Source organism: Stenotrophomonas sp. LMG 10879 (genome assembly GCF_002750935.1).
Taxonomy (GTDB): Bacteria; Pseudomonadota; Gammaproteobacteria; order Xanthomonadales; family Xanthomonadaceae; genus Stenotrophomonas; species Stenotrophomonas lactitubi_B.
In genome coordinates this window covers 81113-93416 of record NZ_PEJT01000001.1, presented here as the reverse complement: position 1 = coordinate 93416, position 12304 = coordinate 81113, and the positions used below count along the sequence as shown (strand labels likewise).

Here is a 12304-nt window from a genome sequence, read left to right as displayed (position 1 = left end):
GCGCCCTCCCCCAACGACCAACATCATCATGAAAGCCAACGACATCAAGAAGGGCAACGTCGTCGAGTTCAACAACGGCGTCTACCAGATCCGCGACATCGAGCGCAGCTCGCCGCAGGGTCGCGGCGGCAACGTCCGCTTCCGCTTCATCATGTACAGCGTGCCGGGCGGCAACAAGCTCGATGCCAGCTTCGATGCCGACGACAACCTGGTCGAAGTCGAACTGCTGCGCCGCCAGTCCACCTATTCGTACAAGGACGGCGATGCATTCGTGTTCCTCGATGACGAGGACTACACCCCCTACACCCTGGACGCGGACGTGATCGGCGATGACGCCGGCTACATCACCGACGGCCTGACCGGCATCTACGTGCAGGTGATCGACGAGCAGCCGGTGGCCATCCAGCTGCCGGCCTCGGTGGTGCTGGAAGTGATCGAGACGCCGCCGGAACTGAAGGGCGGTACCGCCACCAAGCGCCCGAAGCCGGCCAAGCTCAACACTGGCATCGAGATCATGGTGCCGGAGTACATCGTCAACGGCGAGCGTGTGCTGGTGAGCACCGCCACCGGCGAATTTGCCGGCCGTGCCGATTAACCGCGCGGCACTGATCGCCTGCCTGTCCCTGCTTGCGGCGTGCTCGCCGCAGGCAGCGGACAACGGCGCAGGTGGTGCCACGCCAGAGGGCGTAGCGGTCGATCCGGCGGCTCCCATCGCACCGGCAGCGGCGTCGCCCGCGACCCTGCAGGAACCCGCCGAGGAGCCCTCCGCTGCCAGTCTGCCCTCGAGTTACGAGGAACTGGAACAGGTCCGTGCCGCCGCTGGCTGTGCGGTCTCCAACGACGTGTACGACATCGAAGACATACGCATCTACTGTCAGATGCCCGACGACGTGCAGGCGTTTCTCGCGCGCGAAAACACCTGCCAGCATTTCGCCGGCGAAGAGCCCTACGACGACGAGCGCCGTCGAGAGCTCGAAGAGGCCAGCGCGACGTACTGCGAGGGTCGCGAGAAGATCTTCACCGATCTGGTCACGCGCCATCGCGGAGACTGTGCGATCCGCAAGGCGCTGATCGGGATCAACAGCCGCTACGACCTGGTGTTCGAGCTGGACTTGAAGCCCTGTGAGGACTGACCGATCAACGCCGGGCATGGCCCGGCGCTACCGATCCGCGTAACCACGCGTTACTTCGCGCCGAAGTTGCCGCAGCCGTGGTACTGGCGCGTGCCCACGGTCAACATCGCCTTGGCCTCGAACGCCTCACCGCTCATGTCGTCCTGACAGGTGGTGCGCTGGAAGCTCAGCTTGATGTCGGTGCCATCGGCCGCCTTGCCAACCCAGCCGTCTGCGCCCTCGGTCGGCTTGGCGACCGCGAAGCGGCGCTCGCCGTAGTCGACCTCCACCTGCAGGCCCGGCGCATCACCGTCGACGACGGCCAGCCAGCCGGGCTCGTTGCCGGTGGCACGGAACGCGGCGTTGCCGGCACTGCCATCGCCCTCGGTCGCTTCCACCGCACCACACTCACGGTCCGCCTCGCCCTTCAGGCTGAGCAGCGCTTCGTCGCTGCCGCGGGTCCAGAAGCTGTTGCCCTTGCCATCGGCATATTTCGCTCCGGAGGCCGCGCGTTCGGAGGACATCGCGAAACTGCGCTCGCCGATCACAACCGTCGCTGCGTCTTCGCCGTTGAAGGTCGCGCGCACGTCGAGGTCGCCGCAGCGGTAGAGAGTTTCGTTGCCGCCGCCATCAACAGCGGCAGCCACAGGTGCCGGTGCCGGCGTTGCGGCCGCATCGGCTGCGCCACTGGATGCCGGCGTCTGCGCCGGCTGGCAGGCGCTCAGCGCAAGGCCGAGGGAAGCCGCCAACAGACTGGGAATTACACGCATGGCTCGACTCCTTGTCGAAACTACAGAGACCTTGGACCCTACCATCTGCGCGCAAACGGGGCCTGAAAGCTGCATGACCGTGTTCAGCCTGTCAGCACCGCCATCGACAGCAGCTGCGCGCCGCTGGCACTGGAAGCGCTTGTCCAGACGCGCAACAGGCGAAAGTGCTGCACGTGTTCGCGTCCCAGCCAGTGCACATGCAGCTGAACATCGCCGGACAACAACGCCAGGCGTCCACACAGCAACGTTTCAAATGCATGCACCTGCAGCGCAAGAATCTGCAGGCGTCCTTGCCGCCAGTCCCGCAGCCAGGGCAGGTCGAGCATCCGGCCGCCCTGCCCGTCCATCATGAACAACACCGGCGACAGCAGGGCAGCTACAGCGCCATGGTCACCGTCCAGCAACGCATCGCGCAGCTGCTGCTCCAGCACGCGCAGCTGCGCGTCGTACAGGCCTTCACGGTTCTTGTTTTCCATCCACCTGCTTTCCATCCACGCGTCCTCCCGGCGTCGGCCGGCGTCGACGCAGGCGCTGCGCAAGCCACTGCTGCGCACCCTGCACCACCACATAGAACACCGGCACGAAGAACACGGCCAACACGGTCGCACTGACCATGCCGCCGAACACCCCGGTACCGATGGCCTGTTGCGTTTCCTTTGAAGCACCTTGTGCCAGCATCAGCGGCACCACGCCCAGCGCGAACGCCAGCGAGGTCATGACGATCGGCCGCAGCCGCAGCCGCGCCGCTTCGATGGCGGCCTCGACCAGGCCGCGCCCCTGCTGTTGCAGCTGGCGGGCGAACTCGACGATCAGGATCGCGTTCTTCGCCGAAAGCCCGATCACCGTGATCATGCCGACCTTGAAGAACACATCATTGGGCATCCCGCGCAGCAGCACCGCGGCAACGGCGCCGAGCAGGCCCAACGGCACCACCAGCATCACCGCCAGCGGAATCGACCAGCTCTCGTACAGCGCCGCCAGCACCAGGAACACCACCAGCATCGACAGCAGCAGCAACCACGGCGCCTGCGCACCGGACTCGCGCTCCTGCAGCGACTGGCTGGTCCACTGCAGGGCAAAGCCCGCGGGCAGCTGCTGTGCAAGGCGCTCCATCTCGATCATGGCCTGGCCGGTGGACACGCCGCTGGCGGGTGCGCCGGACAGGTTCAATGCCGGGAACCCCAGGTAACGCTGCAGTTGCAGCGGCGCCTCGGTCCACTGCGGGCTGACCAGCTCGGACAGCGCCACCATGCCGCCTTCGCTGTTGCGGACATACAGCTTCAGCACGTCCTCCAGCTCCATCCGGTGTGGGGCATCGGCCTGCACGATGACCTGCTGCATGCGCCCGCGATTGGGAAAATCGTTGACGTACTGCGAGCCCATCGCCGCCGACAGCGTTGCACTGATATCGGTGAATGCAACGCCCATCGCTTCGGCCTTGGCGCGATCGATGTCCAGCCGCACGTTGCTGCCCGCAGGCAGCCCATCGGCATGCACCTCCGCCAGCAACGGACTGGCTTCCGCCAGTTTCAACAGCTGCTGCAGGGCGGCGCGCAGCTCGGCCTGGCCCTGGCCGGTACGCGCCTGCAGTGCCAACGAGAAGCCGGAGGAACGACCAAGGCTGTCGATGGCCGGCGGCATCACGCTCATCACCTCGCCTTCCGGCACCGTCGCCATGGCCTGCTGCGCGGCCTTCACCTCATCCGCTGCGGTGCTGCCGCCGCGCTCACCCCAGTCCTTCAACATGGTGTAGGTCAACGCCGCGCTCGGGCCCGAGCCGGAGAAACTGTAGCCGAGGATTGCCTGGTTGGAGGCGATCGCAGGCCGCGAGGCGACATGCTGTTCGTAGGCCTCGACCACCGCCAGCGTGCGTTCGGCGGTTGCTTCGGCCGGCAGCTGGATGGAGGTCATGAAATAGCCCTGGTCCTCTTCCGGCAGGAACGCGCCCGGCAACCAATGCAGGCCGATCAGCAGTGCCACCAGCAAGGCAGCGAACAGGCCCATCACCCGGCCACTGCGCCGAAGGACCGCCGCCACGCCCTGCTGGTAACGCCCGGTCATCCGCTCGAAGCCACGGTTGAACGCACCGAACACACCGCCGCGGCCATGGTGGCCACGCGTGCCCTGGCGCAGCAGCGTCGCGCAGAGCGCCGGGGTCAGGCTCAGCGCCAGCAGTGCCGAGAACAGGATCGACACCGACATCGCCACGCTGAACTGGCGGTAGATCGCACCGACCGAGCCACTGGCCAACGCCATCGGGATGAACACCGCCGTCAGCACCAGGGTGATGCCGATCACCGCACCGGTCAGCTCACGCATCGCCTTGATCGTGGCCTCCCGCGGCGGCAGGCCTTCTTCGGCCATGATCCGCTCCACGCCCTCGACCACCACGATCGCATCGTCAACAATGATGCCGATCGCCAGCACCATGCCGAACATGGTCAATACGTTGATCGAGAAGCCCAGCGCCAGCATCACCGCGAAGGTGCCCAGCAACGCGATCGGCGCGACCAGGGCGGGGATCAGCGTGTAGCGCCAGTTCTGCAGGAACAGGTACATCACTGCGAAGACCAACAGCATCGCCTCGACCAGGGTCTGCAGCACCTTCTGGATCGAGACCTTGACGAAGGGCGCGGTATCGAACGGAATGCTGGATTCAACGCCCTGCGGCAGCAGCGGCTGCAGGGCGGCCATGCGCTCGCGCACAGCCGTGGCGGTACGCACCGCATTCGCACCGGGGCGCAGCTGCACACCGGCCGCCGTCGCCGGGTAGCCATCTTCGCGCGTGCCCCAGGCATAGCTCTGCGCACCCAGTTCGACCCGGGCGACGTCACCCACCAACACCCGCGAACCATCGGCACCGGCGCGCAGCACAATCGCTGCAAACTGCTCGGGCGTGGACAGCTGGCCTTCGGCACTCAAGGGCACGGTGATGCGCTGGCCGGGAACGCCGGGCGAATCGCCGATGCGACCCGGCGAGATCTCCAGGTTCTGCTGCTCGATCGCGCTGGCCACATCGACCATGGTCAGGCCGTAGCCGGTCAGCCGGGTCGGATCCAGCCAGATCCGCATCGCCTGTTCGGCACCGAACAACTGCACGCGGCCGACGCCGTCGATGCGCCGCAGCTCTTCGATGATGTTGCGCGCCATGAAATCGCCCAGCGCCGCTTCGCTGACACTGCCATCGGGTGAGCGCAGGCCCACCAGCATCAGGAACCCCGAGTCGGCAGCCTCCACGAACAGGCCGTTCTGGCGCACGCTGCGTGGCAGGCGCGGCTCGATCGCCTTGATCCGGTTCTGCACGTCCACCTGTGCCAGCTCGGGATCGGTGCCGGGCTTGAAGGTGGCGGTGATCGACGCTTCGCCGGAGGTGTCCACCGACGATTCGAAGTACAGCAGATGCTTGACGCTGGACAGCTCGCGCTCGATCAGGCCGACCACCGCGTCATTCAACGTCTGCGGGCTGGCGCCGGGATAGCTGGCATAGATGCTGACGCTGGGCGGCGCGACCGCCGGATAGCGCTCGACCGCCAGCCGCGGAATGGCCAGCACGCCGGCCAGGATGACGAAGATCGCCAGCACCCAGGCAAATACCGGGCGATCGATGAAGAAACGAGCCATGTCGTGGGTTCCTGGAAGGGCTCAGCCCTGGCTTGCGGGTGTAGGCGTTGCACTGGCACTGGCAACGGGGACCTGCCAGTCGCGCGGGTCGACCAGCACGCCTTCCTGCAGGCGCTCCTGGCCTTCCACCACGACCTTCTCGCCCGCCTTCAGGCCATGCCGCACCAGCCATTGCCGGTTGACGCTGCCGTCCACCTCCAGTGTGCGGATCACTGCTTTGCCATCGGCGGCGATGACCCAGGCATACGCCTGGCCACCGGCGCTGCGCAGCACCGCCTGCTGTGGCAGCAGCAGCGCGCTGGCCGGCGCACCGCGTGGCACCCGGGCACGCACATACATGCCCGGCAACAGCTGCCGCTCAGGGTTGTCGACCAGGATGCGCAGGATCACATCGCCGGTGCGTGCATCGACGTTGACACCGGAGAACAACAACCGGCCGCGCTCGGGCAGCGGCGAACCCGCCGCGCCGATGATCGTCACCGGCAGCTCGCCGTCCACCGCGCCACGCCGCAGGGACTGCAGCTGCGATGCCGGCTGGCGCACGTCCACGTAGACCTGATCGATCTGCTGCACCACCGCCATCGGCTCGGCATCGGCGACGCCAACCAGCGCGCCTTCGGTCACCAATGCCTGGTCGATGCGGCCATCGATCGGTGCACTGACCGTCGCGTAGCGCAGGTCGAGCTGGCGTCGCGCCAGGATCGCGCGTGCCTCGTTGACCGCTGCGCGGGCCTGCTCGTGCTCGGCGCTGGCATCATCGCGGTGCTGCTGGCTGACCGCCTGCGCAGCGGCCAGCGCCTGCAGCCGCTGTGACTGCACACGGCTGCGGCCGAGGGCGGCCTCGCTGCGCTGCAGGGCCGCCAGCGCCGAATCGACGTCGGCGCGGAATGCCGCCGGGTCGATCTGGAACAGCGGCTGCCCGGCATGCACCTCCGCACCCTGCTCGAACATCCGGCGCTGCACGATGCCGCCGACCTGCGCACGGATCTGCGCGGTGCGCACCGCCGCCACCCGACCGGGCAGTTCATCATCGCGCTGCACCACCTGCGGGCCGACAGTGACCACGCTGACACGCGGCACCGCTTCGACGCTGGGTTCGGGGCGGGAGCAGGCCGTCATGGCCAAGGCGAAGGTCGCGACCAGCGCGACCGGAGTCCTGAAGGTTCTCATTGCTGTGCACAGTGCCGCAGGCGCGGCTGACGAATCATGAAGCGCGCAGTGTGCGTGGCGATGATGGGGTTTCGATGGAGGAACTGTGGAGATACGATGGAGGGCAAGCACCTTCCGGCCTCGCCTTGCCATGCATGCCTCCCCTGCCCTCGCGGCGCTGGTCCTGATCGTCGAGGACGAAGCCGAGATCGCCGACATCCTTGCCGCCTACCTTGAACGCGAGGGCCTGCGCACCCTGCGTGCGGCCGATGGCCAGATTGCCCTGGACCTGCATCGCAGCATGCGCCCGGACCTTGTACTGCTGGACGTGCAGCTGCCGCGGCTGGATGGCTGGAGCGTGCTGACCCAGCTGCGCCAGCGCGGCGAAACGCCGGTCATCATGCTGACCGCGCTGGACCAGGATCTGGACAAGCTGACCGCGCTGCGGATGGGTGCCGATGACTATGTGGTCAAGCCGTTCAACCCGGCAGAGGTGGCAGCACGCGTGCGTGCAGTACTGCGGCGTACGCTGCGCAGTGCGCGGGCGGATGCGCCCACTGCCCTGCGCGTCGGCCCGTTGCTGATCGACACCGCCACCCACGCGGTGCATGTGGAAGGCGACGGCTACAGCCACGAGCTGCTGCTGACCCTGACCGAGTTCAAGCTGCTGCATTGCATGGCTTTGGCGCCGTCACGGATCTTCAGCCGCAGCGAGCTGATGCACGAATGCCTGCCGGAAAGCGAAGCACTGGAACGCACCGTGGACAGCCATGTCAGCAAGCTGCGGCGCAAACTGGACGAAGTGGGCCTCACCCAGATTCCGGCCAGCGTGCGCGGTGTCGGCTACCGACTGATGGCCGACCGCTGATGCGGCGCTCCGGGCTCAGCCGGCACATCATCGTCTCGATGTCGCTGATGGTCGTCGGCGTCATCGTGATGGTGATCCTCTCTTCGTGGCTGCTGTATGCCGTGCTGATCGAATTCTTCCCGGCCAGCGCCGAAGAGCCGGAAGGCTGGCTGCCGACGGGACCGGAGCTGGCGTGGATGGTCGGGGTGATCCTGACCGGCCTGGCGCTGGCGATCGCCGCTTCGTTCCGCCTGGCCCATCGCATCCTGTCGCCGCTCAATTCACTGGTGGACAGCGTGCGCGCACTGGCTGGCGGCGATCTCGGCGCGCGCGCCACGGCCGAGGCCAACTCCCCCGGTGAGGTCGCAGCGCTGGTGGACGACTTCAACGCGATGGCGCGCCGCCTGCAGCACATGGAAAGCGAACGGGTGATGTGGCACGCGGCCATCGCCCACGAACTGCGCACGCCGGTGACGATCCTGCGCGGGCGCCTGCAGGGCCTGGCCGAAGGCGTGTTCCAGCCCGATGAGTCGCAGTTCCGCAGTCTGCTGGCGCAGGTCGAGGGCCTGTCACGGCTGATCGAGGACCTGCGGGTGCTGAGCCTGGCCGACAATGCCCGCCTTGATGTGCGCCGCGCCCGCACCGATGTGGTGGCCGAAGTGCATTCGGTGATGACCCTGGTCGATCCCGCTTTCCGCAGTGCCGGCTTCGTGCTGGAGCTGGAGACCAGCCGCGAGGAGCACCCCGCCCATTGCGATCCGACGCGGTTGCGGCAGGCGTTGCTGGCCTTGCTGGAGAACGCGCGCCGCTATGCCAACCCGGGCAAGGTACGCATCGCCGTGCATGACACCGTGGCCCATGTGCAGGTGGCGATCGAGGACGAAGGCCCGGGTATCAATCCGGCCCTGCATGCGGACATCTTCAATCCGTTCATGCGCGGCGACGGTTCACGATCGCGCCTGGGCGGTGGCAGTGGTCTCGGCCTTGCGGTGGTCAAGGCCATCGCCGATGCACACGGCGGCCAGGTCTACTGCACCCCGGGCACGGCCGGCGGCAGTCGTTTCGTCATCGAGCTGCCGCGCCAGTAGGCGGCACTTCGGCGGCCTGCTCACGCACGCGCGCGCCCAACGTTGCCAGATTGTTGTCGATGTCATCCAGCTCACGTCGCTGCGGTGGCGGCAACTGCGCGCGCAGCTGCACGCGCAGTGCCTGCCAGGCGGGTATGGCCTGTGCGCTGGCGATGGCCACTGCGCGTGCCACCTCTGCCTGTTCTTCCGCCTGCGGCAGGCCGTAGCCGGCGTCGGCCAGCAATTGGCCGGGCCGCAACCACTGCCCGCTCTGTTCCAGCAACGCGCGCAGTGAACGGGTGGCGCTGCTGTCCGGGTCAGCCAGCAACCGCCGCTTCAATGCGTCGCGTGCGCGCAGTTCCGCGCGCCGCTGCGCCGCCTGTTCCAACAGCAGCAGGCCGGCACTGGCGCGCACATCACCGCGCAGCAACCACGGCGCCCGCTGTTGCGCCGGCAGCGCCAGCCATGCGCGCACATCGCGCGCCGGCAATGCCATCTGCGCGGCGGCAACCGAAAACAACTGCTGGTAGTGGTCGCGCGCAGACGCAAAGTAGTAGCCCTGCGCCTGGGCCTGCGCGGAATCGGCCAGCACCTGCTCGTCCAGGGCATGCAGCCGCGCCAACCGCCGCCGCAACCCGCGCGGGCTGAGCTGCGCCAGGCCGGCTTCGCCCAGACGCGGAACACCTGCCTGCAGCAGCTTTGCCGTCTCCACCGCGCAGTTGTTGCTGACGAAGTAATAGCGGCCGTCATAGCTCCAGTGCACCTGTGCAGTACGCTCGAGCAGGCTGGCGATCTCGCTGCGGTCCAGCTGCAGCGGCAGCGAGGCCAGTCCGCGCAGTTCGACCTTGGTGTACTCGTCCACCACCTGCTGCAGCGGCAGCACGAACAGGCGCGAAGGATAACCACCGGTCAGGCCGCGCCAGTTGGAAATCTGCACATCGTCGACGAAGGCGCGGAAGGACAGCACCCGGTGATGCTCCAGGTCCAGCCTGCAGTCCGGTCCCGGTGCGCGGCCGGGACGGCAGATCACCAGCCGCAGCATGCTGTGGCCCCAGCGGCTCATCGGCTGCGCACTGCCTTCGGCGAACAGATAGTCCACGGCGTACACACGCGACGGGTCAAGCTGCAGCAGCGACGCCGCGCCCTCTTCCGCATCGGCCTGCAGCAGTGGAACGGTGCCAGCGCAGTGCGGCGCAGGCAACGATGGCGGCGTACCGAAGTGCGCCTGATACCACTGCGCCAGTGCCGGGCGGCGGCACGCGAACTCTGCATCCAGCACGAAGTGTTCGGCGTTCACCGCCAGGTACTCGGCCGGGTCGGTCAGCTCGTAGGCATCGGGGCTGCGGTCGCGGAAGGCATTGTCACCGCGGCCCAGATGCCACGGCTTGCGCTGCCAACCGGCAAGGTCGCGCCAGCGGGCGCTGCGCGACCAGTGCGTACTGTTGCGGTCAGCAACATGGGTCAGTTCGTGCACCAGCGCGCTGCGGCGGGCGCGACGGGCACCGGCCACATCGTCATCCAGCAGGTCGCGGCGCAGCGCGATGCGCCCGGCGAAGGCACGGCCATGCACATCGGCCGGCAGGTCATCGCTCCAGCGCACCTGCACCTGCGCCGGCAATGCAGCCAGGAGGCCTTCCGGCAGCAGTGACTGCACATCGGCGAGGGTCTGGCTGGCGAGCTGCTGCTGTGCCGGATCGAGACCGGCCGGGTCGAGCTGCAGGCGATCAGCCGCGTGCGCGACCTGAGCGGCCAGCAGTAGAGCCACGCCATGCGTGGCAGCTGTGATCGTCCGTCTGCGCTTGGCATTCAGCCGAGCATGGCTCGGCTCTACAGCAAGCGATGACGCGGAGGTCATGTTGCCCGGATCAACGCGCCAGAAGCGCGCGCGCCAGCTGCAGGTCGCTCTGCTGCTGCGCAGCTGCATCCTGCTCGCGCAGGTGCACCAGCGCCGCCTGCAGGCGTGCACCACGGATCTGGCCATCGCTGGCGACAAAAGCCGCCGCATCATCGCGTGCGGCCAGCACCACCTTGTCATCGCCCGAGCTGCTGCCCGAGGAACCCGAAGAGGCGCCCGTCGCCGACCCGGCCGAGGTGCCGGCAAAGCTCGAAGCGAAGCCGGCCAGCGGCAGGGACAACAGGGCAACCAGCAGGAGCGGACGGATCATGGTCAGGAAGTTCGTTGATTTGGGTGGGTGGAGCGTAACGGCTGGGTGAAGTCTTTGCCCGTGTCAAAGGTCGAACAATTTGCCGGGATTCAGCCGCCCTTCGGGATCGAACGCGCGCTTGACCGCCTTCATCAGCCCGATCTCGGCCGGGCCACGGGTGCTGTCCAGGTAGCCCTTCTTGACCAAGCCGATACCGTGCTCGGCCGAAATGCTGCCATTGAAGCGCGCCAGCACCTGCGCCAGCAGCTTGGTCACGTGCTCGCACTGGGTCACGAAGTCGGCATCGCTGGTGTCATCCGGCTTGAGCACATTGATGTGCAGGTTGCCGTCACCGATATGGCCGAACCAGACCACGTCGAAATGCGGGTAGGCGTCGCCGATCAGCGCCTGGGTCTCGGCCAGGAACGCCGGCATCGACGAGATCCGCACCGAGACATCGTTCTTGTAGGGCTTGTAGCGCGCCAGCGCCTCGGTGATGCCCTCGCGCAGGCGCCACAGCTGCGCCGCCTGCGCATCGCTGGCACTGATCACCCCGTCGCTGACCCAGCCATTGCCCATGCAGTCTTCGAAGGCGGCCATTGCCGCCGCTTCCTGCGCTTCGTCACCGGCAGCGAATTCGGTCACCACGTAATAGGGATGTACTTCATCGAACGGTGCCTGCGCGCCGTGGGACAGCACGTGCTCCAGCGCACGGTCGGTGAAGAATTCGAAGGCCTGCAGCTGCAGTCGCGCGCGGAACGCGGCGAACACCTGCATCAGCACGTCGAAGCTGGGCAGCGCCAGCAGCATCACGTTGCTGGCCGGCGGCGGATCGGTGAGTTTCACCGTGGCCTCGACGATCACGCCCAGGGTGCCCTCCGAGCCGATCAGCAACTGGCGAAAATCGTAGCCGCTCGAGTTCTTGATTAGGCCTTTGTTGAGCTCGAGCAGTTCGCCCGTGGCAGTGACCACCTTCAGTCCGGCGATCCATTCACGGGTATTGCCGTAGCGGATCACCCGGATGCCACCGGCATTGGTGGCGATGTTGCCGCCGATCGAACAGGAACCGCGCGCGGCGAAATCCACCGGGTAGATCAGGCCGTGCTCCAGCGCGGCGTTGTGCAGCGCCTCCAGCGGCATGCCGGCCTGCACCACCAGGGTACGGTCGACGGCGTCGTACTCCAGCGCCTTGTTCATCCGCTCCAGGCTCAGCACCAGCTCGCCATGGGCCGCCACCGCGCCGCCGGACAGGCCGGTGCGACCACCGGACGGAACCACCGCCACGCCTTCGGCCGCGCTCCAGCGCATCACTGCCTGCACTTCTTCCACCGTGGCCGGCAACGCGATCACCAAGGGCGCCGGCGTCCAGCGCCGGGTCCAGTCGCGACCGTAATGCTCCAGGTCGGCAGGGTCGGTCTTCAGCTTCAGGCCGGGACAGGCCTGCTGCAACGAGGCGATGCGGGAATCGGTCATGACGGTCCAGCGCGGGGCGTGAAGAACGGGCAAGCGTGCCAGCGGCGGGGCCCAGCGTCCAGCCCCGCAGCGCCTTCGATAGCTGCAGTTGCAACCAATTGCGCACTGCACCATGGGCGTT

General features: G+C 67.3%; 11 protein-coding genes. 4 read left to right on the top strand and 7 right to left on the bottom strand.

Features of this window, described 5'->3' with window-relative positions:
* Positions 1 to 28 precede the first annotated feature (28 nt).
* On the top strand, positions 29 to 595 hold the full coding sequence (gene yeiP, locus CR919_RS00385; RefSeq protein ID WP_099818338.1) for an elongation factor P-like protein YeiP: 567 nt from the start codon (positions 29 to 31) through the stop codon (positions 593 to 595).
* A complete protein-coding gene (locus tag CR919_RS00380; protein ID WP_099818758.1) occupies positions 585 to 1133 on the top strand; it encodes a hypothetical protein in 549 nt (182 codons plus the stop codon). Before yeiP ends, CR919_RS00380 begins: the two co-directional genes overlap by 11 nt.
* Before the next feature lie 50 nt (positions 1134 to 1183).
* On the opposite strand, the gene CR919_RS00375 is transcribed toward CR919_RS00380, so the two are convergent.
* The 4 genes from CR919_RS00375 to CR919_RS00360 all read right to left on the bottom strand — a co-directional run bounded on the left by CR919_RS00375 (position 1184) and on the right by CR919_RS00360 (position 6673).
* Complete coding sequence (locus CR919_RS00375) at positions 1184 to 1882, bottom strand: MliC family protein (RefSeq protein WP_099818337.1); 699 nt, start codon at positions 1880 to 1882, stop codon at positions 1184 to 1186.
* An 83-nt stretch (positions 1883 to 1965) separates the two neighbouring features.
* Positions 1966 to 2358, bottom strand: coding sequence for a nuclear transport factor 2 family protein (locus CR919_RS00370; RefSeq protein WP_099818336.1), 393 nt, complete (start codon positions 2356 to 2358; stop codon positions 1966 to 1968).
* Positions 2339 to 5503, bottom strand: coding sequence for a multidrug efflux RND transporter permease subunit (locus CR919_RS00365; protein ID WP_099818335.1), 3165 nt, complete (start codon positions 5501 to 5503; stop codon positions 2339 to 2341). Before CR919_RS00365 ends, CR919_RS00370 begins: the two co-directional genes overlap by 20 nt.
* 21 nt (positions 5504 to 5524) lie before the next feature.
* Positions 5525 to 6673: an efflux RND transporter periplasmic adaptor subunit gene (locus CR919_RS00360; RefSeq protein WP_099818334.1), complete on the bottom strand. Its 1149-nt coding sequence runs from the start codon at positions 6671 to 6673 to the stop codon at positions 5525 to 5527.
* A 130-nt stretch (positions 6674 to 6803) separates the two neighbouring features.
* On the opposite strand from CR919_RS00360, the gene CR919_RS00355 reads away from it, so the two are divergent.
* The gene (locus CR919_RS00355; RefSeq protein ID WP_099818333.1) at positions 6804 to 7520 is read left to right on the top strand and encodes a response regulator; all 717 of its coding nucleotides are present in this window, start codon (positions 6804 to 6806) and stop codon (positions 7518 to 7520) included.
* Positions 7520 to 8587: an ATP-binding protein gene (locus CR919_RS00350; RefSeq protein ID WP_099818332.1), complete on the top strand. Its 1068-nt coding sequence runs from the start codon at positions 7520 to 7522 to the stop codon at positions 8585 to 8587. Before CR919_RS00355 ends, CR919_RS00350 begins: the two co-directional genes overlap by 1 nt.
* On the opposite strand, the gene CR919_RS00345 is transcribed toward CR919_RS00350, so the two are convergent.
* The 3 genes from CR919_RS00345 to CR919_RS00335 form a co-directional block, all read right to left on the bottom strand.
* Positions 8565 to 10331 (bottom strand): DUF4105 domain-containing protein, encoded by a 1767-nt coding sequence (locus CR919_RS00345; protein ID WP_243379766.1) that lies wholly within the window; start codon positions 10329 to 10331, stop codon positions 8565 to 8567. The genes CR919_RS00350 and CR919_RS00345 overlap by 23 nt on opposite strands.
* A gap of 100 nt (positions 10332 to 10431) precedes the next feature.
* The gene (locus CR919_RS00340; RefSeq protein ID WP_099818331.1) at positions 10432 to 10731 is read right to left on the bottom strand and encodes a DUF2388 domain-containing protein; all 300 of its coding nucleotides are present in this window, start codon (positions 10729 to 10731) and stop codon (positions 10432 to 10434) included.
* A 63-nt stretch (positions 10732 to 10794) separates the two neighbouring features.
* A complete protein-coding gene (locus CR919_RS00335) occupies positions 10795 to 12183 on the bottom strand; it encodes an FAD-binding oxidoreductase (RefSeq protein ID WP_099818330.1) in 1389 nt (462 codons plus the stop codon).
* Positions 12184 to 12304 lie beyond the last annotated feature (121 nt).